Raw genomic sequence first — 22,683 nt, forward strand, 5'->3', positions numbered from 1 at the left:
TTTTCTTTTTATGTTGTTTGCTCTAATAAAAGCACTTGATCTTTTAGTCTTTCAATAAGTAAGCTCATCATTCGTTTATTTAGTTTTGACGAGTTTTTAATATATTGATTAAATTCTTCAATAGTAAACATGGCTATTACCATACCTTTTAGAGCATTTCTAAACTTGATGTCTTTTTGTATAGCATTTTCTATATATAGTAATTTCTTTTCTATACTTAGTTTATGAAAGTCATTTTTATGCTTATTAGCATAGTTTAGAAAAGAGGCAATAAACAAATTGTTCTGAAATTTCAATATAGGTCGTAATGTTCGATTCTGAAAAGTTTCTTCTTCTAATGATTGTTCATGAATCGCTCCCAGTGCTTCACCTCTCAAATCAAGAATACTCTTATCTCTTGCGTCCATTTGTTTTTATTTTAAAGGTATAAAAAAAACCTCTGCTTAAAGCAGAGGTTTTTTTAATTTTATTAAAAAGTATGTCTTATTTAAGAATAAATGTTACTCTTCTTACCACTTTACGTCCATATTTAGAACCTGAACCACCAGTAGTATCTTCACCGTTAGCAACAATACTAAGTCTTGAAGCATCTATACCAGCATCAACTAATATTTTCTTAACATTCTCAGCTCTTCTATTAGATAGCTCTTGGTTATAAGCACTATCTCCAACCTCATCAGCATAACCAATAACGTCAGCTTTAGCATTAGGATTTTCGTTTAAGTATCTTATAAGGAAGTTAATACCATTTACAGACTCTTGATTAGGAGTAGCTTTGTTAAAGTCGAAATATACATTTACATAACCACCATTAATAAGCTCTTTAATATAGCCACTACCGCTACCTCCTGCGCCATTAACAGCAAGAGATCCACTTTTAACTTCATTTCTTATTTCAGAGTTTTTATTATCTATATATGACTCTAATTCATCAGGAACACCATTGTTATTTCTATCAATTGTTCTTCCTTTACTATCAACTGCAACACCTGTAATAGTATTAGGTTCAGAGTCAAGATAATCAGGAATACCATCTTTGTCAGAGTCATCTAACATTGTTTCCATTTCACCAAGTCTGCTTTCTAAATCTTCAAGTTCATCTGATTTTTCATCAATGTACCAGTCAGCATGTTTTTCATGTTTACCTAAGTATATAGAAAGACCAAGGGTTGCATTATATAATGTACTATCAAAACCTTGACGTCCTTGTCTATCATAAGTTCTACCATCCCAAGTTTTGTTTTGAGAGAAGTTATTATACATTGTGAAATCGGCATTCAACGCAATTCTATTAGATATTCTATATTGCATACCCAAACCAATTACAAAGTTACCTAAGCGGTCAGAACCTTCATATAAGTCGTTAGTAGCATGAGCTATACCTACACCCATATGTCCTAGTACATTTATCCTGTCAGTCCAAGTTTCAAACTCCATGATACGACCAAAATTTACATATCCTTGTAAGTTTAAAGCCATTACTTCAGTTTGAAATTCAGCACTTGTGTCACCATCGTCATTCAAAACGTCATAACCACCTTGTATTTTCAAACCAAATTTGGTGTTAAACATATACCTAAATCCAAGATCAGCATGAAATAAATTATCAGCATTCATGTGATAACCTGGTGTAAAAGGATTAGCTGCTTTGTTTACACCTCCATTAATATCAATAGACCATTTGTTAAAATCGTTAGCACCGCCATCTTGTGCATTCATTTCTATAGATGCAAGGCTGATTAATAATAAGGATAGTACAATTTTCTTCATAATAATTGTTTGATTGTTATCGGTATGTTGAATTCAGGTGTAAAAGTAATAATTTTATATTAAGTAATATATGTTATATTTATAACTTATTTAAAAAAATGTAAAAAAATGTTTTCAATTGTAAATCCTTTCGATGCAACTTTTTTATCTGAATATCAATATATTACTGATAATCAGGCTTTTTATGACTGTAATTTGTGTAAGAAAAGCTTTGTTATATGGAGAACAAATACCTTAGATGAAAGGTTAAAAATTATCGAAAATTTAATATTTATATTATATAAAGATAAACAAAACTTAGCAAAACAGTGTACTTTAGAGATGGGAAAACCTATACGACAGTCTGTTGCTGAAGTAGAGAAGTGTATTTTATTATGTGAATATTATTTAAATAATGCATTAAATTTTTTGTCACCACGTACTATTACTACAGATGGAACAGAGAGTTTTGTAACATATGAACCTCTAGGTGTTATTTTAGGTGTTATGCCATGGAACTACCCTTACTGGCAAGTCTTTCGTTTTGCTATTCCAGCTATAATAGCAGGTAATACCGTAGTGCTTAAGCATGCTTCAAATGTAGCTGGATGTGCCATATTGCTTGAAGAAATTTTTATAAAAGCAGGTTTTCCTGAAGGAATATATAAAAACCTTCTCATATCTGGAGAACAAGTTACCAATATAATAGACTTACCTTATATAAAAGGAGTATCGTTAACAGGAAGTGAAAAAGCAGGGGTTGCTGTAGCTACTAAAGCTGCTAGTACTATTAAAAAATCAGTTTTAGAACTTGGCGGTAGTAACGCTTTTATATTACTTGAAGATGCGAATATAGAAAAAGCAGTTGCCACAGCCGTAACTGCACGAATGCAAAATACTGGGCAGAGTTGTATTGCTGCTAAACGATTTTTAGTACACCAATCTATATACGATACATTTCTTGAAAAATTTAAGATAGCTATAAAGGCATTAAAAACAGGTAACCCGATGGATGAGGATACCGATATAGGGCCATTAGCTAGAGTTGATTTAGCCGAAGAGATAGAAAAGCAGGTGGTAAAATCGGTAGAGATGGGAGCTAAAATTGTTGTAGGGGGTAAAAGAGATAAAGCTTTTTATACTCCAACTATAATGACGAATATTACTACTGATATGCCTGTGTTTAAAGAAGAAGTGTTTGGACCTGTAGCACCTGTTATGCCTTTTGATACTTTTGAAGAAGCTGTAGCATTGAGTAATAGTTCAGAGTTTGGGTTAGGTGTGAGTATTTTTACCGAAGATATAGAAAGCATTAAACAAAAAATACACCTTTTTGAAGAAGGTGCAGTATTTATAAATGCACTAGTGAAATCAGACCCTGCATTGCCTTTTGGTGGCGTGAAAAAATCTGGGTACGGTCGTGAGCTGGCTGAAAACGGAATTAAAGAGTTTGTAAATGTAAAAACTGTTTATATAAAATAGACTATTTTTCTGATTTACATATAAATAAAAACTCCAGCTACTAGCTGGAGTTTTGTGTTTTGTATTATATATATTGCTATTGATTAATATAAAGCAGGATACTCGTTAGGTTTTGCCTCATGCATAATAGCATATATTGTTTCATAAATATCTTCTGTAGATGGTTTTGAGAAGTAATCGCCATCTGTGCCATAAGCCGGTCTATGTGCTTTCGCAGTAAGTGTTTGTGGTTTACTGTCTAAATAGCGATAAGCATTTTGTACATCAAGTACCTGTTGCATAATGTATGCCGAAGCTCCACCCGGTACATCTTCGTCTATAACTAATAGTCTGTTTGTTTTCGCTACACTTTTTATAATATCATGATTGATATCAAATGGTAATAATGATTGTACATCTATAATCTCAGCATCTATACCAATCTCCATTAATTCTTTTGCAGCTTGCTCTACAAGACGTAGTGTAGAACCATAAGAAACTAATGTAATATCTGTACCTTCTTTAATAGTTTCTACAACACCGATAGGGGTTTTAAACTCGCCCATGTTTACAGGCATTTTTTCTTTAAGACGATACCCGTTAAGGCACTCTACTACAAGTGCAGGCTCATCGGTATCTAAAAGGGTGTTATAAAAACCAGCAGCCTTAGTCATATTTCTAGGGACTAGTACATGTATACCTCTAAGCGCATTAATAATCATACCCATTGGCGAACCTGAGTGCCATATACCTTCTAGTCTGTGTCCTCGTGTACGTATTATTAAAGGTGCTTTTTGTCTACCTGCCGTACGGTATTGTAATGTAGCAAGGTCATCGCTCATAATTTGTATAGCATACAATAAGTAATCAAGATATTGTATTTCGGCAATAGGGCGTAAGCCTCGCATTGCCATACCAATTCCCTGACCTAATATAGTTGCCTCACGTATACCCGCATCGCAAACCCTAAAGTCGCCATATTTTTCTTGCATACCTTCTAGTCCTTGGTTTACATCGCCTATGTTACCACAGTCTTCACCAAACACGAGTGCTTCAGGATGTTTAGTAAATATAGCATCAAAGTTGTCGCGCATTATAACACGTCCGTCAACTTCTTCTGCACCTTCTTTATATTCTGCTTGTATTTCACTTACGTTAAATACATTTTTATCTGATTGTGAAAATAAATGAGAGCTAAACTTTGGTTGTATTTTTTCGGTATAGTCTTTAATCCATTGTGCTATTGTAGCTCTACCGTTTTCTTTAGCTATAAGCCTAAGCACTTTTCGTGCTGTTACAAGTAGTTCTTTTCTAATAGGTTCTTTAATAGCAGCAAGCTCATTAGCATACTTTTCTATAAAAACTTTGTTTTCACTATTTTGAGCAATAGCATTAAGTACAGCAACAAGCTCTTTTTGCTCCTCTTTAGCAGGAGTGGTAAAGGCAGCCCATGCAGCTTTTTTACCCGCTAACACTTCTTTCTTAGCTTCTTTTTCTATAGTTTCGGCTTCTTCTACACTGATAATGTTATTTTCTAGCATCCATTTTTTCATCTGTGCTATACAGTCATATTCGCTTTCCCATGATAAACGGTCAGCATCTTTATAACGTTCATGAGAGCCAGATGTAGAGTGTCCCTGTGGTTGAGTCAATTCATGTATGTGCATAAGTACAGGTACATGTTCCTCACGAGCAATAGTTGCTGCTTTCTCATAAGCCGAGATTAGCTCAGCATAATCCCAACCTTTTACTTTTATTATTTCGTATCCTTTTGTGTCTTCATCACGCTGAAATCCTTTTAATATTTCAGAGATATTTTCTTTAGTAGTTTGGTAACGTGCGTGTACCGAGATACCGTACTCATCATCCCAAACGCTTATTACCATAGGTACTTGCAGTACGCCTGCGGCATTTATAGTTTCGAAAAATAATCCTTCAGATGTACTAGCATTACCAATAGTACCCCAAGCTATTTCGTTACCATTTATAGAGAAATTAGTATTATTCTTTACACTTGGTACGTTTCTATATATTTTTGATGCTTGTGCTAATCCTAATAGTCGCGGCATTTGCCCAGCAGTAGGCGATATATCGGCACTCGAATTTTTTTGTGTAGTTAAGTTTTTCCAATTTCCGTTTTCATCAAGGCTGTGTGTAGCAAAGTGTCCGCCCATTTGTCTTCCTGCCGACATTGGGTCGTGCTCTAAATCGCTATGTCCATACAGTCCTGCAAAAAATTGTTCTACTGTAAGTTGTCCTATAGCCATCATAAAGGTTTGGTCACGGTAGTAACCCGACCTGAAATCACCATTTTTAAAAGCTTTAGCCATAGCAAGCTGTGGCACTTCTTTACCATCACCAAAAATACCAAACTTGGCTTTTCCAGTCAGTACTTCTTTGCGCCCCAAAAGGCTACATTCTCTACTGGTTACAGCAATTTTATAGTCATTAAGCACTTGGGCTTTAAAATCGTCAAAAGAAAGTGATTTTTTTGTTTCTGTCTCTGTCATAAAAAACGGGTTGTATAGCTACAAATTTAAATAAAAGAATTAAATATTAATAGCTTAGCGTTAAAAAATGATTTCATTTTTATTAATAAACCAACTTTATTATACTATTTTGATATATAAAATGTAACAAAGTGAGTAAAAAAATAGATATAATATATTTTTTGAGGTTTTAAAGCTAGATGTAATACGATTGTTTTAAAACCATTTTCGAGTAAAAAGGTTAATAAGTGTACCAGGACTTATAGTTACTACAAAACGTATTTTTTCGCTATAATTTCCATTTTCAAATTCAAGACCATTACTAGAGTACACAGGGAAATAGAGCTCAAAATAATCAGGTAATAAATTTAGTTTTATACCACTATCATAAACAAATCGGGTATTTTTATATTGGTTTTTAAATAACCCAGCATCACCATATACCTCTACCCAGTTCCATATATTAAAACTACCATTAATGGTAGTCATCCATTGGTTAGCATAACGTGTCTCGAATATTGACTTAAAACCTCCCTCTGCCATGATATATTGTTGACTAAACAGTCCGCTGTTTTCTGAACGTCCATAAAAATTATGATCAAATAAATAATCAGTAGGGCGGTCTAATCCAAAACTAAAGAACTCTGATTTTGTACCTCGGTACATAAAAGCACCTGCAAATAGACGTAAGTTTATACGCCTATTATTATTAAAGAGTCTTCTAAACTGTACTTCGCCTGATACTTTACCAAAAGAGTTGGCTATTTGTATATCTGTATTAAAACTATAGTGTTTTGTAATTTCTGCTTCATATTTTGTATAACGAGCGTTAAATACAGAGTAGTTTTCATTTTGTTCGTCAGTTATAACATATGAAGATTGCTCTCTCTTTACCATAACTTGACGGAGTGTAATGAATTGTTTTTTGTTTTTTCTTAAATTTTCATCTCGTATTCTAAATTGTACAGAAGGAACAAACTTAATGTATCGGGCATCAGGAGCATAATGATAAGTAGAACCACTAAGAAAATACCTAACATTATATAGGTCTTGGTCTCTTATATAGTTATTGTAAGCCAACGAGAAAGAACCTATTAAAGTTCCTGTTTTTACAGAATAGGTAGGGGATACATCAAAAATAAGCGGCTTTTCGAGTAATGATTTATTATGAAAACGCAACCCAGGTGAAAAACCATCATAAAGATTAAAAACAAAACTGGGCACATAAAAAACCTGATTGTACTTTGGGTTTTCTATATCCTGAAAAAAAGTAAACTTAAAAGGCTTTTGATTGGGTAGCCACCCATTAATTTTTTTCCAGTTATTACGCAGGTTATATTCGGGGGTTTCATTATTATAGTTGAGAGCAAGTCGCTCTGCATTACCCGTTGCTATAGTAAATGTAGTGTCTACCTTTACGTTTTCGAGCCATTTTTTAAAAATAACTTCATTATTATTAAGTCCATATACAGCTATAGGTACAGTAGTACCTGTGCGGTTTTTTACTTTTATTTGTATCGAATCATTTTCTTGTTTAACACTACCAAATTTATAATCAATAATATCACGAGTATCTACTACAGTATCAAAAAACCAACTAATATCTTTATCTGTCTTAGCTTTTAAAAGCGTTTCAAAATCATTTCTATTTGTTTGTTGTTTGGTATTTAGCTGATAAAACTCTGTAATTGATTGGTTTAATATATCATCGTTAAGATAATCTTCAAGATAAGCAATACTAAGTCCTGCACGATATTTTCCTGCTATTTGCTCATTAAATTTTATCATTTCATCTTTTGGATTTCCAATAGGCTGATCCAAATTTTTACGTGCCATTAATAAATACAAATAATTGTATTTATCATTAAAGTCAAGCTGAAAAAGATGATGTCCTTTTAGTATGCCCCAATTAGATAAGTCTCCCATCATCTTTTTGTCTAGGTGAAATTCTTTTACATATTGCATCATTATATGCATTTGTATAGCATCATATATCCATGCATCTTTACGAGGATCGAGTTTTAATGTGTTTTTTAAGTTGGCATATAAGTAGGTTTTTAAAAAACGCATTTCGAACAGAAAACTATCTGGGAACGGTCTTAAAAACGATGGTAATTGATTTAGCCCATATACAGGATTACGATCATAATCTACCTGTGTTACCATAATTTTACCATTAGGATAATGCCCTAGCTTATCTGCTGTATAACGAGTAATGTTATCTATCAGTAATGTTTTTTGAATATCGGTAACTCTATGGTCTTTAAAATTAGTACTTATTTCGGCAACCGAATTACGATATACTTCAAAACTCTTTTGTTTTTCGAGTACCAGATTAAAGTTATTAAACTGTTGTCCAATAAGGAAATACTCTGTTTTTTCGCCTTTATCTGTCTTATTACCTATATAAAGGTCAGATGTTACAGCTACGTCTTGCGGTACAGTAAGTGTTAACTCATAGTCGCTTATAGCATTGGCAATATCATCAAGATTTTCGTTACTGTATAGTATAAATTTACCCTTTTCCAATCGGGTAGGAGACAAGTACCAGTCTTTTAGATTAAAGTTACCCTTATCATCATAACCAAATCTTGTAAACTTGGCATTGGGTATTTTTACTGTATAGCGAATAAAAAAACTAAATTTATGATTGGGATAAATAGGATTTTTAAGCTGTACGGTTACAATATCAGGGTGTTTTTCTGGTCTAGTCCAGTTTAGCGAACGCCTGTTTTGGTCTGTTATCGAAAGAATATTTGTACTACCACGTTCTTCATTTTTTGCGAGATGAAAAGCACGGATATACTCATCAGAAAAACGCTTGGCAAGCGGTGTGTTTTTATCTGAATAGGCATTATTCCAATCGTTAAGCACAAAACTATTCAGCGTATCTTGCGACTGGTTATGAAAAATAATTTCTTGTTTTACTTTTAGTACTTTGGCATCATAGTCTACATCCACAAACAACTTATTAAGATGCTGTGCCTGTAGGTTAACTGAATATATCAGTAAAACAAAAAAGAGCCAATTAAGTAATTTCAATGCTTTAAATAATAAAAATCTAGATTGATGGATGGTTTAATTATTATAAAACAATTTTTATACCAATTATGTATACAACATAGGCATTTTTTATTATTAACATATTAAGTATAAAAATTGTTTTTTTAAGTAACCCCAATTTTTAGAAATTAGGACTAAGATTATATTTCTTATAGAAGTTCTCTATAACTTCTAGTACTTCGTCTTCAGTATCTACAATTTGTATTAGGTTAAGATCATCAGGACTAGCATTATGATATTTTTCAATCATTACACTTTTTATCCAATCCATCAAGCCTGTCCAAAATTCGCGACCTACTAATATAATAGGGAACTTAGCTATTTTTTTAGTTTGTATAAGCGTTATGGCTTCAAACATTTCGTCTAGTGTACCAAAGCCTCCAGGCATAACTACAAACCCCTGTGAATACTTTACAAACATTACTTTGCGAACAAAAAAGTAATCAAAGTTTAGGTTTTTATCACGGTCTATATACGGGTTAAAATGCTGCTCAAAAGGCAAATCGATATTTAAACCTATTGATGGACCACCACCAGCATGAGCACCTTTATTACCAGCTTCCATAATACCAGGACCACCACCTGTTATAACTCCATAACCAGCTTTTGATATTTTCTCTGCAATTTTCTCTGCAAGTAGGTAATATTTATCGTTGACTTTAGTACGTGCTGATCCAAATATTGAAACACTAGGCCCTATACGTGCCATACTCTCGAAACCGTTTACAAATTCCGACATTATTTTAAATATAGCCCAAGAGTCGTTACTCCTTATCTCACTCCAATTTTTTTGTTGTAGCTTTTCCTGAATGCGCTGCTCATCATTTTCGTAGGGTTCTTGTAACATATAATTTTTTTATAATTAAACAAACGCGCTAAAATAATTCTTTTTTAAGGAACTGCGCCGTATAACTTTTTTTGTTTTTCACAACTTCTTCGGGTGTCCCCTTGGCTACAAGTTGTCCGCCACCTTTACCACCTTCATAACCAATGTCAATAATATAATCGGCAAGTTTTATCACATCCATGTTATGTTCTATAATAAGCACGGTATTACCTTTATTAACTAGCTTATTGATAACTTCCATTAATACACGTATGTCTTCAAAATGAAGTCCTGTAGTAGGTTCATCTAAGATGTAAAAAGTATTACCTGTATCCTTCTTAGAAAGCTCTGATGCTAGTTTTATACGTTGTGCTTCGCCACCCGATAATGTAGTGCTTTGTTGCCCAAGCGTAATGTAGCCCAGTCCTACATCCTGTATGGTTTTTATCTTACGATATATTTTCGGGATGTTTTCAAAAAAAGGTACAGCCTCGTCAACCGTCATATTCAACACATCTGATATAGATTTTCCTTTATATCTAATTTCTAATGTTTCGAGGTTAAAACGCTTTCCTTGGCACGTTTCACACTCTACATATACATCGGGTAAGAAACTCATCTCTATAACGCGCAGTCCCGAACCTTCGCAGGTTTCGCAGCGTCCGCCTTTTACATTAAAGCTAAATCTACCTGGTTTATAACCTCGTATCATCGCTTCAGGTGTTTTAGTATATAAAGACCGTATTTCGCTAAACACATCAGTATAAGTAGCAGGGTTAGAGCGTGGCGTACGACCAATAGGCGATTGGTCGATATCAATAACTTTATCAATATGTTCTAATCCTTCAATTTTTTTGTAAGGAGCAGGTTTCTTTACTCCGTTAAAAAAGTGAGCATTTAAAATAGGGTATAGCGTTTCATTTATCAATGTGCTCTTGCCACTACCCGATACACCTGTAACGCATATTAGTTTACCTAAAGGTAAATCGATACTAACATTTTTTAGGTTATTACCCGTTGCTCCTGTAAGCCTTAGTTTGTTGCCGTTACCCTCACGTCTTTTTTCGGGGATAGCTATTGTTCTTTCTCCATTTAGGTAAGAAGCCGTAAGTGTATGCTCTTTCAATAGCTCGGCAGGTGTGCCCTTACTTACTATTTGTCCGCCAAAACGCCCCGCAGCAGGACCTATATCAATAACATAGTCGGCACGCTCTATCATATCTTTATCATGCTCAACCACAATAACCGAGTTACCAATATCACGCAGTTGTTCTAATGAGTGTATCAGTTTTTCATTATCACGTTGATGCAGCCCAATACTCGGCTCATCAAGAATATAGAGTACACCCACAAGTTGCGAGCCTATTTGTGTGGCAAGCCTTATACGCTGTGCCTCGCCACCGGATAATGATTTTGAGCTTCTGTCTAACGCAAGGTAATTAAGCCCTACATTAACCAAAAAGCTAAGGCGTGTTTTTATTTCTTTTACAATTTCGTGGGCTATAGCCTTTTGTTTTTCCGAAAGTTCCTCTTCAAGGTTTTCAAACCAATCGGCAAGATCGGATATATCCATGTGTGCCAGTTCGGCAATATTAAGACCATTAACTTTAAAGTATAACGATTCCTTTTTAAGCCTTGAACCTTTGCATACGGGGCATTGTACCTCGTCCATGTATTCCTTTGCCCATCGTTTTATAGAAGTCGAACCGCTCTCGTCATACTGATTTTTGATGAAACTGGAGATACCTTCAAAGTCTATCTTATATTCGCGGTTTACACCCAATGTTTTAGACGATACCGTGAATTTTTCTTTACCACCATTCAATATCATATCCATTGCCTCAGCAGGGATTTTTTCTACAGGGTCGGTGAGCTTAAAATCAAATTTTTCGCCTATTACCTCAATCTGCTTAAATATCCAAGAGTTTTTATATTCGCCCAATGGTGCAAAGCCACCTTTTTTAATGGTTAGTTTAGGGTTGGGTATTATTTTGTTCAGGTTAATCTCGTTTACCTTACCCAATCCGTTACAATTATCACAAGCTCCTTTTGGGGAGTTAAACGAGAAGTTGTTCGGTTCAGGGTTAGGGTAGGAGATACCCGATGTTGGGCACATCAAGTTACGGCTGTAGTAGCGTGCTTCGCCACTTTCCTGCTCTATAACCATCATAACATCATCGCCATGATACATCGCTGTTTTAATACTATCAGCAAGGCGTTTGTCGGTATCTTCGGTAGTGTCAACCGCAAGGCGGTCTATAACCGTCTCGATATCGTGGGTTTTATAACGGTCGAGTTTCATACCGTTTTCTATATCGCGTATTTCGCCATCGACACGTACTTTTAGGAAACCTTGTTTTGATACTTGCTCAAACAATTCACGATAGTGTCCTTTACGGGAACGAATTACAGGAGCAAGTATAGTAATACGCTTGCCATCAAATTTTTCGATGATTAACTCCCGAATTTGGTCGTCACTATAGCTTACCATTTTTTCGCCCGTTTCATAGCTGTAGGCATCGGCAGCACGTGCGTAGAACAGTCGTAAAAAGTCGTATATCTCGGTAATAGTCCCTACGGTAGATCGCGGACTTTTACTTGTTGTTTTTTGCTCTATGGCAATAACAGGCGATAACCCGTCTATTTTATCGACATCGGGGCGTTCTAAACCACCCAAAAACTGACGTGCATACGCCGAAAATGTTTCTATATAACGGCGTTGCCCCTCGGCATAAATGGTATCAAAAGCGAGTGATGATTTCCCTGAACCCGAAAGCCCTGTAATAACTACAAGTTTTTCGCGGGGTATGGTAACATCTATATTTTTAAGGTTGCGCGCGCGCGCACCCAGTACCTCTATAACATCTGTAGTATCTAGCATAGTAACTTTTGTGCAAAGCGCAAAGGTACTGATTTTTGAGGTATTTTTGTGGGTAGCGAATAGGTAAGAAATTGTTAAAGAAAGTAGTCCTAAAATTACTATATTGTATAAAAATATATTATGTATGACTAAAAAATTATTTTGGAGACTTTTTATATTTGAGGTTGGTATGTTTGCAACAACATTTATATTTACTTCTTTTACAAATTGGAAAGATTTTGACAAGGAGAATCTATTGGGTATAATGATTTCCGTAGTTTCTATAATTATTGCAATTATAATTACATATTTATTTTCTAAGCTTTTTTTTGAGAAAGCCATTATGATTGAGCGTAAAAAGGAAATAGATAAAATATCAAAAAAAATCACATATTTAAGAAGGATTGCATATCATATTGTAGGCTTTCATGATTTTTGGAGACTTGAATCAGTAAGTATCAAATCTAAAATTGATAGTAAATACCCTGAACTCACATATGAAATATATAGGGGAGATGATGAAGAAAATCGTAATAAAATATCCCAAGAAGAAAGAGATCAGGTAGATAACGATATTTCAATGAGTGGTCAAGCTTATTTAGCACTAAAAGGGTTACAAGATACAAGAAATTCATTTGAAATGTTTACGGAGTTTAACCCCAAAAATTATTCTATAGAAGATATTCAGCGTTATGATGAATATGTTAGTTCTGTTTGGTATTTTTTAGATAAACCCAATCAAAGTATGTATGATTTTAATAGAGTAAATTCTTATAGTTTAGAATTTGTTAAAGAACTTTATTTTAAGATAATGAATAAACCCATAAATGATAATGAATATAGAACAGAAATAAAAGAATTATTTAACCATTTTACAGAAGACGTTTTTAAAAAACATTTATATCTCAATAGCTTAAATAAGAACAGGTATTTTAATCTTTTTAGATATAGCTTTTACAATATGCTTATATTCTTAATTGTATTAATATTGTCAGTGTTTGTATATGTTGTCCAAGGAAGTGAGAAGTTTGAATATATAGCTACTCTTTTTTTACTCACACTTTTTATATCTAACACAATAGATTTAATAATTATTACCTATCAGTCAATAAAATCTGAGTTAAATGTTGAAGAAGTATATTCTATTTAATAACTAAACCTTTATACCAGTTATTAATAAGGCAACACTCTTTTTTCTTTTGCTTCTTCAAGTAGCTCTGCCATAGCAAGATAAAAAGCGCTACTACCGCATATAACCCCTACAACACCTGCAAAGTGGTGTATCATGGCATTGCCTGTCCATAGGGCGGTTGCCAGCATAAAAAACAGTATCGTTAACGACAGGAAAACAAATTGCTGTACTTTGCTGTTACCCCAAGTGCCAACCCACATAAAGCCTGTAAAAATTCCCCACAGTGCTAAGTACCAACCTAAGAATGCCGGTGGGGTTGCAGCAGCTTCCTTTATGCCTGTAGCGGGCAACATCCATACACATACTAACGATAACCAAAAGAACCCGTAAGACGTAAATGCCGTTGCAGCAAAAGTGTTTCCTTTTTTAAAACACATAATACCAGCTATTATCTGCGCCAGTCCGCCATAGCAAATGCCCATAGCAAGTATAACCGAACTAACGGGGAAGAACCCCATATTGTGAATGTTTAGTAAAATAGTGGTCATGGCAAAGCCCATAAGTCCTAAAGGTGCCGGATTGGCTATTTTTGTTTCCATTTTTTATGAATTATATATCTTTAATACATCAAAAATAGTTTTTTGTTAGTATAGGTGTTAATATTATATTGTCTTTTTGTATAATAATTTGAATTGACCTTAAAAAAAGAGAATAATAAAAAGTTAGGTGATTATAGAAAATAAAAAAGCGTAAACTATATAGTTTACGCTTTTTTTATTCAGCGGAGGAAGAGGGATTCGAACCCCCGGACCTGTTACAGTCAACAGTTTTCAAGACTGCCGCATTCGACCGCTCTGCCATTCCTCCAGTAAGACCACAATCATTTGCTGATTGCGGTTGCAAATATACTAACCTTTTACAGTTTTCCAAATACATTTTTTAAAAAATTTCAAAAATATTTCTTTACGTTTTTTAAGTGTTTCATTAACTGTTATTTAATGAAATAATATTTTTTTTAAAATTCTACATATTCTGTTATTTCAAGTCCGTACCCTATCATTCCTACACGTTTCGTTTGTCCTGAGTTGGTAAGTAATCTTATTTTTGAAATATCAATATCATGTAATATTTGTGCACCTATACCAAAATCTTTGGCATCCATTTTAATTTGTGGCGCTTCATTAACACCTGTTGACTGTAATGTTTTTAATTCTTTAAGTCGTGTTAATAACTGAGAAGGGCGTATTTCTTGGTTTATAAATAGTACCGCAGCATTCTCTTCTTTATTTATTCTTTTAAAGATGCTTTCTAGCTTTCTGTCGGCATCTTTTGTAAGTGTGCCTAATATATCGTTATTTACCTGAGTAGCATTAATACGGGTTAATACAGGCTCGCCTGCATTCCAACTACCTTTGGTTAGTGCTATATGCACTTGGTTATTGGTAGTTTGTACATAAGCTCTTAAGCGAAATGTACCAAAACGTGTGTTAATCTCAAAATCATCCTCTTTATGTATTAGGCTATCGTGCTGCATTCTGTAGGCAACAAGGCTTTCTATAGAAACGAGTTTAAGATCAAATTTCTTAGCTACTTCATATAATTCTGGTAAGCGTGCCATGGTACCGTTATCATTCATTACCTCACAAATAACACCTGCAGGCTGAAAGCCAGCAAGCCTTGCAAAGTCTATAGCAGCCTCTGTATGCCCTGTTCTGCGTAATACACCACCTTCTTTAGCTATGAGCGGAAATATGTGCCCTGGACGTCCTAATTCATATGGTTTTGTATTTTTATCTACCAGAGCTTCTACTGTTTTGGCTCTATCATGTGCCGATATACCTGTTGTAACGCCTTTACCTCTAAGATCTACCGATACAGTAAAAGCTGTTTCCATAGCATCGGTATTATTAGTAACCATTACATTAAGCTCCAGTTCCTTGCATCTTTTTTCGGTAAGAGGAGTACATATAAGCCCTTTACCGTGTGTTGCCATAAAGTTTATCATTTCGGGAGTTACTTTATCGGCAGCAGCAAGGAAATCGCCTTCATTTTCACGATCTTCATCATCTACTACGATAATTATTTTTCCGTTTCTAATATCTTCAATGGCTTCTTCTATTGTGTTGAGTTGTATATTTTGTTCTGTAGTTATCATTATTCCTTTTCTTTAGGTTTCAATTTAAATAGTTTTTGAACTAGTTTTTGCAATGGTAGTAATATGTTATCCATATTAATTAGTCCTATATCGTTGGTGGCTCTGTAGGTAAGTAGTACAGCAAGTGGACTTAATACAAAAGATGACATCCATGCTCCTAAAAATGGTGGTATTCCATTTTCTTGAGCTAATTTTTTACCAAATGTATTTATAAAATGAAATATAATAAATATAAGTACAGCAAAAACAATAGGTAGTCCTAGCCCTCCTTTTCGTATAATAGCTCCTAATGGCGCGCCAATGAAAAACATGAGTATACAGGCAAATGCTATTACAAATTTTTCATAAAGTGCATGCCAGTGCCCATTGATGTTTTTTATTTTTTCTCTTACTTCGTTTTGTCCTGATTTAATAACAAATTGAGAACTATTTAGATTATTGGAGGCAATTTCTAATATTCTTTTTTTATCACTATCTTTTTCAAAAAGAGATAATACATTTTCAGGAACACTATCTCTCACTACTGTTGTATTTAGGGTATCGATAGGTTTTTTATCTACTATCGTATTTATAACAGGTAAACTTGTAAGATGAATGTTTACTCGGTTTGTAATATTATCGGTTATACTTTTTCTTTCTTTTTTATAGTTAGATTGTAAAGAGTCTAGTGTATAATTAAGCTCTGTTACATTAAGCATATTGTTAGTATGTACTCCCTGATTATTATCTGTATCGTTTGTGTTTAGCTTAGTAAGGTCTATATTCATTACTTGCTTTGAAAAACTACTTTTTGCAAATGGTAGTTTTTTGCGTTCTGATGGTTTTTTAGCATTAACCTCTTCATAATAATAACCATCAAACAGTTCTAACTGAAGTAAGTTATCATTTTCACTACTGTGAAGTAATCCTGTTTTAGCTCGTATAACTGTTGCATATGGAGCATTTGGCATACGTTTATGTATTGTTACTCCTTTTAGTTTCTCTCCGTTTTCGCCTGATTTTTTTTCTACTTTAATATTAAATGGTCCAATGGCATTAAACTGTCCTTCTATGATAGCCATAGCGGGTTTTCGCTTTGCAATATTTTTTCGAAGGTTAATAAATTCGTACTGTGCGTTGGGTATAACATTATTAGCAAAGAAAAATGCGACAATACTCAAGCCGAAAATAAATATCATAAGTACTCGCATCGCTCTTTTTAGCGATATACCAGATGACTTCATGGCAGCAAACTCATAATTTTCGGCAAAGTTACCAAAAGTCATTATAGATGCTAACAGTATAGATAGTGGTAGTACTAATGGTACAATAGTAGGGGAGTAGAAAAGCAGAAACTTTACAACAAGCCAAGCATCTAGGTCTTTACCTGCAAGCTCTGCAATAAATAGCCATATGCCCTGTAAAATAAATATAAAGAACAGGATAACAAATACAGTTGCAAATGTTTTAAGAAACGAAGTAAGGATGTAACGGTCTAATATTTTCACCAGAAAATTAGTCTAATCTATTGATGTAGTAATTGGGGTATTTACCCTCTGTAAAGGTAAAATGATTTTTTGACAAAGGCTGGTTCGTTTTAAAAGAATTTATAGTAAACGTGGTTTTAGTACCATCTTTGTCTATTTTTAAAAGGTTGTAAATATGTTTTGTTTGCAAATCTATACCTATTAATACCTCTTTAGTAGTATTGTTTTTATCAAGTGGCTTTAATTTTATGTACTGAATTTTTCTGCCTTTTATGTTTTGGGTAATATCCCACGTGTACTTATAACCTACATTAAAAAAAGTAAACATTTTAGCAGGTGTAAGCTCATCGGTCTTTTGGTCATCAAAAGTAGAAATAGATATTTCTTCGTCTTCTGGTACAATATTATACACTTTGCTTCCATCATATATTCGGGTAATACCCATTATGTTTAGTACATACTGGTCACCTTTAAGGGCTACATTGCCTTTACTTTCCTGATGGAGGTTTTGGTCTGCATTTACAACGGTATATTTAAAATCGAGTACAATGTTATTGTAACTCCTTACTTTTAAAGATACTTGGTCGAGCAGGTTTTTAGCCTTTAGCGAATCTTGTGCATTGGCAGAAAAACAAAATGTAAGTATAAAAAGTACTATAAGTTTTATACTCTTTTGCATGTTAAACATCATTTCCTTCATTTTTAAAAAATAACTCAAGAGATGCCATATCAGGTATAAGTACGCCTCTTGCTTTACTACCTTCAAACGGTCCTACTATACCAGCAGCTTCTAGCTGGTCTATAATTCTACCTGCGCGGTTGTAACCAAGTTTTAGCTTACGTTGTAGTAGCGAAGCCGAACCTTGTTGTGCTATAACAATAACCTCGGCAGCTTCTCTAAACATAGAATCTCTTTCGGAGATATCATTATCAAGATTAGTGCCACTTTCTTCACCAGAATATTCAGGTAGGAGGTAAGCGTCAGGATATGCTTTTTGAGATCCGATAAATTCGGTTATTCTTTCAACCTCAGGAGTATCTACAAAGGCACATTGAACACGTACCATGTCATTTCCGTTAGTATATAATAAATCTCCACGACCTATTAACTGATCTGCTCCACCAGCATCTAAAATGGTTCTAGAATCTATTTTAGACATTACTCTAAATGCTAAACGTGCTGGGAAATTAGCTTTAATCATACCCGTAATAACATTAACCGACGGACGCTGTGTAGCAATGATAAGGTGTATGCCTATAGCTCTTGCAAGCTGTGCTAGTCTTGCTATTGGCATTTCTACCTCTTTTCCTGCGGTCATTATTAAATCGGCAAACTCATCTACTACTAGTACAATATAGGGTAGAAAACGATGCCCATTTTCTGGGTTTAATTTACGTTGTCTAAATTTATCATTATATTCTTTAATATTTCGCACCATTGCATCCTTTAGTAGGTTATAACGGTTATCCATTTCAATACAAAGAGAGTTTAATGTATTAATAACTTTAGTGTTATCTGTTATAATAGCATCGCCATCATCAGGTAATTTTGCTAAGTAGTGTCTCTCTATTTTATTAAATAGTGTTAGCTCTACCTTCTTAGGGTCAACTAATACAAATTTTACTTCGGCAGGATGTTTTTTGTATAGTAATGATGTAAGTACAGCATTTAGTCCTACCGATTTACCTTGCCCCGTAGCACCTGCCATTAACAAGTGAGGCATTTTGGCAAGGTCAACCACAAAGGTTTCGTTAGATATGGTTTTACCTAATGCAATAGGTAGTTCCATTTCGGCATTCTGGAATTTTGGCGAAGCAATAACGCTTCTCATAGAAACCATAGTTGGCTTCTTGTTTGGTACTTCTATACCAATAGTTCCTTTTCCAGGAATAGGTGCAATAATACGAATACCCAGTGCCGATAATGACAAGGCAATATCATCTTCTAGGTTTTTAATTTTTGATATTCTTATACCAGCTTCGGGTACTATTTCATATAGTGTTACAGTAGGACCTACGGTAGCTTTTATTTGAGCAATATCAATTTTATAATTGCGTAATGTTTCTACAATACGGTTTTTATTTTCTTCAAGCTCTTCTTGGTTAATGGTTATACCGCCTGATGAGTAGTCTTTTAATAATTCTATAGACGGAAATTGGTAATTAGAAAGATCTAGCGTAGGGTCAAACTCTCCAAAGTCTTTAACCAGTTTATCAGAAAGATTTTCTTTTACAGTTTCTTCTTCTGTCGATTTTTCTATTACAAAATCTTCAGTAATAGGTTCTTCAGTTTCTGTATTTAATTCAGTTTCTTTAGGTTTTGTATCTAGTGTAATTTCAGATGAATGTGATATAGTAGGTTTTAAATCCTCTTTATTTATTTCAAACTGCGATGGTTTTATAGTAAGTTCCATTTTTTCAAACCCATCCTCCTCATTATCTTCAATATTAGATGTAGGAGTTGTTGATTCACTTTCATTTGATGAGATAGGTGTTTCGTTCACAGGCACAGTATTATTATCAGCAACTATATCATCGGTATCTTTTATAGTAGCTTCTTGTACTTCGCGTTGTTTTCTTTCAAAAAGTGATTTTATTACATCGGGTGAAATCTTCACTCTGAATAATAAGAAAACAAACAGTCCAAAAATAAGTACTAATATAGTACCTGTTTTACCAAGATAATCTTGCATAAAAAGGTTTATTTCATAACCAATAATACCTCCTAATTCAGGAAGATACTGATTGAAAAAACCGAATAGCACCGATACTATAATAGTAAGGAAAAGATCCCAAAAAAGTGTTTTTTTAAGTTTACTAGTAGGCAAGTCTATAACGAGATATGCTCCTAACAAGAAAAAAAAGCGTATTATTATAAATGATGCTATACCAAAACCATTATATAAAAATACATAGGCAAGATAAGCCCCAAATTTTCCTAGCCAGTTGTGTACAGCTTCACTACGTTCTCCAAACTTATAAAGTGCACTTTGGTCATATTCACCATACAGGAAATAAGATACAAATGATAGAAGTAGTGCTATAGCGAATAAGAAAAATAGGACACCTGTTAATACCTTATTTCTACGCGATAAGGTCCATTTCTTCTTATCATTAATGGGTTTAGCCTCTTTTTTAGAAGTATCTTGTTTCTTTTTTGCCATTTAGGGAACTGTCTTTAAATATAAAATATCAATTTAGTTGAAAAAGTAGGTAAACTTTAGGGTAATAAATAATAGCACCTATGGTTAACGCTGTGAGTGCTGCAAAAAAAACAGCACCCGCAGCAATATCTTTTATAAAACCTATTCGTTCATGGTACTGCGGATGTATAAAATCAGCAATTTTTTCGATAGCGGTATTTACACCTTCTATACCTAATACTAAGCCTATGGCTAAGGTTTGTATAAGCCACTCTGTATGCGATATCTTAAAAAAAAAGCCAGCCATAGTTACCAGTATGCCTACTGCAAACTGTACCATAATACTATGCTCTGTAGTAACTAATTTATATGCACCTTTAGCAGCATATACTACACTTTTTAATCTACCTTTTACAAACCTGTTGTCTTTCATATATTATAAAACTGCTAAGGCACTTTCATAGTTAGGTTCGTCTTTTATATCTGCAACCTGTTCTGTATAAATAATATTACCCTCTTCGTTTATAACTACTACAGCTCTAGAGTGTAGTCCTGCTAGTGGTCCTGTTATAACAGTGAGTCCGTAGCTATCTCCAAAACTACCATCTTTAAAATCAGAAAGCGAAATTACATTTTCTAATCCTTCAGCTCCACAAAAACGTGCCTGAGCAAAAGGTAAATCGCGCGATATACATAATACTTTTGTATTTTCTAATTTAGATGCTTCTTCATTAAATTTTCTTACCGATGCAGCACATGTTCCTGTATCTACACTAGGAAATATGTTAAGTACTACTTTGCTACCTTCAAAATCTGCAAGCGTTGCATTGCTAAGGTCGCCTTTTACAAGATTAAAATTCGGTGCTTTAGTATTTTTTTGGGGTAAGTTGCCCGATGTTTTTACAGGGTTTCCTCCTAAATTGATATCTGCCATTTTGTATATTTTTAAGTAAACAAAAGTAACAAATTATATTGTATGCTGTAGAGTATCTCATTTACTTTTATAGTTGTATCATTTCTAGAGGTAAACTCTATTATATTTATAAAAAAAAGGTGCTCCCGTTATCGAAAGCACCTTTTTTAACCTAATTATGAAAAATCTAATTTTTGTCTATTGCGCCAAGTACACGCTGCATAAAACTATTTACTGCGTCCTTTTTGCTCATACCGTCTTTAATCATCTTATTTACCTCGAGTGCACCATACATATTAGATATTAATTCTCCAATAACATCTAATTCTTCATCTTTTAAAGATGGAACTTCTGTAAGTGCTTCTAGTACTTCCAAGGTTTCTACTATATAGTCTTGGTCGTTTTGCTCTATAAACTCGTTTAAGTGCTTAATTACTGGTAACTTCATTGACTAAATCGGTTAAAATTTCAAGTTTGTTTGTTTGTACTTGGTTTACCAAGCTACCATTTTTAAAAGTAGCAAAAGTAGGTAGGTTATCTACATTAGCTAATTTTCTAGACTCTGGAAAATTTTCAGCATCAGCGATAACAAATGTTACATTTTCATTCTCTCCTGCTATTCTTTTAAATTTTGGTTTCATTATCCTACAGTTACCACACCATCCGGCAGAGTATTGTACTACTACCACATCTTCTCCGGCAACGATATCTGCAAGATTGTCTTTATCAAGTTCCTGTAACATAGTATTTATTTTTAGTTATTAGTTTTGGCTTAGGTAAGAAGCAACACCTTTTCTGTCGGCAGTCATAGCATCTTTACCTTCTTCCCAGTTTGCAGGGCATACTTCACCTTTTTCTTGTACGTGAGTATAAGCATCTATAAGGCGTAGGTATTCATTTACATTTCTACCAAGTGGCATATCGTTTACACTTTCGTGGAAAATTTTACCTGTTTCATCTACAAGATAAGTAGCACGATAAGTAACATTAGAACCTGAAATGATAACAGAATCATTATCTTCATCATAGCTAGATGATTCGATGTCAAGAATACCCAAAATATTAGATAAGTTTCTTGTAGTATCTGCTAGTATAGGATAAGTAACACCTTCTATACCACCGTTATCTTTTGCAGTGTTTAACCATGCAAAGTGCACTTCGTTAGTATCGCAAGATGCACCAACTACCATAGTATTTCTTTTTTCAAACTCACCTAAAGCAGCTTGAAAAGCATGTAATTCTGTAGGGCATACAAAAGTAAAATCTTTAGGATACCAAAATAATAATACTTTCTTGTTATTGTTTACAGCTTCTTCAAAAATGTTAATTGAAAGATTATCTCCCATTTCAGAGATAGCGTCTACGGCAATGTTTGGGAATTTTTTTCCTACTAATGACATGTGTATAATTTTTAAGATTATTGATT

At 34.0% G+C, this 22,683-nt stretch carries 18 protein-coding genes and 1 tRNA gene; 2 read left to right on the top strand and 17 right to left on the bottom strand.

What is annotated here, in order from left to right; translation table 11 throughout:
• Window positions 1-8: 8 nt before the first annotated feature.
• Both DVK85_RS09660 and DVK85_RS09665 read right to left on the bottom strand, forming a co-directional pair.
• A complete protein-coding gene (locus tag DVK85_RS09660; RefSeq protein WP_114678244.1) occupies window positions 9-407 on the bottom strand; it encodes a glyoxalase in 399 nt (132 codons plus the stop codon).
• A gap of 76 nt (window positions 408-483) precedes the next feature.
• Entirely contained in the window at window positions 484-1,770 is a 1,287-nt protein-coding gene (locus tag DVK85_RS09665; RefSeq protein ID WP_240339574.1) for an OmpA family protein, read from the bottom strand.
• Window positions 1,771-1,878: 108 nt separating this feature from the next.
• On the opposite strand from DVK85_RS09665, the gene DVK85_RS09670 reads away from it, so the two are divergent.
• Entirely contained in the window at window positions 1,879-3,231 is a 1,353-nt protein-coding gene (locus DVK85_RS09670; protein WP_114678246.1) for an NAD-dependent succinate-semialdehyde dehydrogenase, read from the top strand.
• Window positions 3,232-3,314: 83 nt separating this feature from the next.
• On the opposite strand, the gene DVK85_RS09675 is transcribed toward DVK85_RS09670, so the two are convergent.
• The 4 genes from DVK85_RS09675 to uvrA form a co-directional block, all read right to left on the bottom strand.
• On the bottom strand, window positions 3,315-5,720 hold the full coding sequence (locus DVK85_RS09675) for an alpha-ketoacid dehydrogenase subunit alpha/beta (RefSeq protein ID WP_114678247.1): 2,406 nt from the start codon (window positions 5,718-5,720) through the stop codon (window positions 3,315-3,317).
• 195 nt (window positions 5,721-5,915) lie between these two features.
• Entirely contained in the window at window positions 5,916-8,660 is a 2,745-nt protein-coding gene (locus DVK85_RS09680; RefSeq protein WP_317048209.1) for a gluzincin family metallopeptidase, read from the bottom strand.
• A gap of 223 nt (window positions 8,661-8,883) precedes the next feature.
• Complete coding sequence (locus DVK85_RS09685; RefSeq protein WP_114678248.1) at window positions 8,884-9,609, bottom strand: LOG family protein; 726 nt, start codon at window positions 9,607-9,609, stop codon at window positions 8,884-8,886.
• 28 nt (window positions 9,610-9,637) lie between these two features.
• Window positions 9,638-12,469, bottom strand: a complete 2,832-nt coding sequence (gene uvrA / locus DVK85_RS09690; RefSeq protein ID WP_114678249.1) for an excinuclease ABC subunit UvrA — start codon at window positions 12,467-12,469, stop codon at window positions 9,638-9,640.
• Window positions 12,470-12,593: 124 nt separating this feature from the next.
• Between uvrA and DVK85_RS09695 the strand changes: the two genes are divergently transcribed.
• Complete coding sequence (locus DVK85_RS09695) at window positions 12,594-13,598, top strand: hypothetical protein (protein WP_114678250.1); 1,005 nt, start codon at window positions 12,594-12,596, stop codon at window positions 13,596-13,598.
• 23 nt (window positions 13,599-13,621) lie between these two features.
• Here DVK85_RS09695 and DVK85_RS09700 read toward each other — a convergent pair whose 3' ends face one another.
• The 11 genes from DVK85_RS09700 to DVK85_RS09750 form a co-directional block, all read right to left on the bottom strand.
• Window positions 13,622-14,179 (bottom strand): acetate uptake transporter, encoded by a 558-nt coding sequence (locus DVK85_RS09700; protein ID WP_114678251.1) that lies wholly within the window; start codon window positions 14,177-14,179, stop codon window positions 13,622-13,624.
• A gap of 183 nt (window positions 14,180-14,362) precedes the next feature.
• A tRNA-Ser gene (locus DVK85_RS09705) sits at window positions 14,363-14,447 on the bottom strand.
• Window positions 14,448-14,595: 148 nt separating this feature from the next.
• Entirely contained in the window at window positions 14,596-15,735 is a 1,140-nt protein-coding gene (ribB, locus tag DVK85_RS09710) for a 3,4-dihydroxy-2-butanone-4-phosphate synthase (RefSeq protein ID WP_114678252.1), read from the bottom strand.
• Window positions 15,735-17,222, bottom strand: coding sequence for an LptF/LptG family permease (locus DVK85_RS09715; RefSeq protein ID WP_114678253.1), 1,488 nt, complete (start codon window positions 17,220-17,222; stop codon window positions 15,735-15,737). The genes ribB and DVK85_RS09715 overlap by 1 nt, the downstream gene beginning before the upstream one ends.
• Before the next feature lie 7 nt (window positions 17,223-17,229).
• Window positions 17,230-17,892: a LolA family protein gene (locus DVK85_RS09720; RefSeq protein WP_317048210.1), complete on the bottom strand. Its 663-nt coding sequence runs from the start codon at window positions 17,890-17,892 to the stop codon at window positions 17,230-17,232.
• On the bottom strand, window positions 17,882-20,365 hold the full coding sequence (locus DVK85_RS09725; RefSeq protein ID WP_114678255.1) for a DNA translocase FtsK: 2,484 nt from the start codon (window positions 20,363-20,365) through the stop codon (window positions 17,882-17,884). The genes DVK85_RS09720 and DVK85_RS09725 overlap by 11 nt, the downstream gene beginning before the upstream one ends.
• A 28-nt stretch (window positions 20,366-20,393) precedes the next feature.
• Complete coding sequence (locus DVK85_RS09730) at window positions 20,394-20,777, bottom strand: diacylglycerol kinase family protein (RefSeq protein WP_114678256.1); 384 nt, start codon at window positions 20,775-20,777, stop codon at window positions 20,394-20,396.
• A 3-nt stretch (window positions 20,778-20,780) separates the two neighbouring features.
• On the bottom strand, window positions 20,781-21,278 hold the full coding sequence (gene tpx / locus DVK85_RS09735) for a thiol peroxidase (RefSeq protein ID WP_114678257.1): 498 nt from the start codon (window positions 21,276-21,278) through the stop codon (window positions 20,781-20,783).
• 166 nt (window positions 21,279-21,444) lie between these two features.
• A complete protein-coding gene (locus tag DVK85_RS09740; protein WP_114678258.1) occupies window positions 21,445-21,705 on the bottom strand; it encodes a DUF6952 family protein in 261 nt (86 codons plus the stop codon).
• Window positions 21,686-22,000: a thioredoxin family protein gene (locus DVK85_RS09745; protein WP_114678259.1), complete on the bottom strand. Its 315-nt coding sequence runs from the start codon at window positions 21,998-22,000 to the stop codon at window positions 21,686-21,688. The genes DVK85_RS09740 and DVK85_RS09745 overlap by 20 nt, the downstream gene beginning before the upstream one ends.
• A gap of 18 nt (window positions 22,001-22,018) precedes the next feature.
• Window positions 22,019-22,657 carry a peroxiredoxin gene (locus DVK85_RS09750; RefSeq protein ID WP_114678260.1) on the bottom strand — a complete coding sequence of 213 codons (639 nt, stop codon included), beginning with the start codon at window positions 22,655-22,657 and terminating at the stop codon, window positions 22,019-22,021.
• Window positions 22,658-22,683 lie beyond the last annotated feature (26 nt).

This window comes from Flavobacterium arcticum (genome assembly GCF_003344925.1).
Lineage (GTDB): Bacteria > Bacteroidota > Bacteroidia > Flavobacteriales > Flavobacteriaceae > Flavobacterium > Flavobacterium arcticum.

Coding starts and splice junctions, on each gene's coding strand:
- DVK85_RS09740 (WP_114678258.1), bottom strand. CDS start 21,705: ATGAAGTTACCAGTAATTAAGCACTTAAACGAGTTTATAGAGCAAAAC.
- ribB (WP_114678252.1), bottom strand. CDS start 15,735: ATGATAACTACAGAACAAAATATACAACTCAACACAATAGAAGAAGCC.
- tpx (WP_114678257.1), bottom strand. CDS start 21,278: ATGGCAGATATCAATTTAGGAGGAAACCCTGTAAAAACATCGGGCAAC.
- DVK85_RS09665 (WP_240339574.1), bottom strand. CDS start 1,770: ATGAAGAAAATTGTACTATCCTTATTATTAATCAGCCTTGCATCTATA.
- DVK85_RS09660 (WP_114678244.1), bottom strand. CDS start 407: ATGGACGCAAGAGATAAGAGTATTCTTGATTTGAGAGGTGAAGCACTG.
- DVK85_RS09730 (WP_114678256.1), bottom strand. CDS start 20,777: ATGAAAGACAACAGGTTTGTAAAAGGTAGATTAAAAAGTGTAGTATAT.
- uvrA (WP_114678249.1), bottom strand. CDS start 12,469: ATGCTAGATACTACAGATGTTATAGAGGTACTGGGTGCGCGCGCGCGC.
- DVK85_RS09675 (WP_114678247.1), bottom strand. CDS start 5,720: ATGACAGAGACAGAAACAAAAAAATCACTTTCTTTTGACGATTTTAAA.
- DVK85_RS09725 (WP_114678255.1), bottom strand. CDS start 20,365: ATGGCAAAAAAGAAACAAGATACTTCTAAAAAAGAGGCTAAACCCATT.
- DVK85_RS09750 (WP_114678260.1), bottom strand. CDS start 22,657: ATGTCATTAGTAGGAAAAAAATTCCCAAACATTGCCGTAGACGCTATC.
- DVK85_RS09685 (WP_114678248.1), bottom strand. CDS start 9,609: ATGTTACAAGAACCCTACGAAAATGATGAGCAGCGCATTCAGGAAAAG.
- DVK85_RS09695 (WP_114678250.1), top strand. CDS start 12,594: ATGACTAAAAAATTATTTTGGAGACTTTTTATATTTGAGGTTGGTATG.
- DVK85_RS09670 (WP_114678246.1), top strand. CDS start 1,879: ATGTTTTCAATTGTAAATCCTTTCGATGCAACTTTTTTATCTGAATAT.
- DVK85_RS09745 (WP_114678259.1), bottom strand. CDS start 22,000: ATGTTACAGGAACTTGATAAAGACAATCTTGCAGATATCGTTGCCGGA.
- DVK85_RS09720 (WP_317048210.1), bottom strand. CDS start 17,892: ATGATGTTTAACATGCAAAAGAGTATAAAACTTATAGTACTTTTTATA.
- DVK85_RS09700 (WP_114678251.1), bottom strand. CDS start 14,179: ATGGAAACAAAAATAGCCAATCCGGCACCTTTAGGACTTATGGGCTTT.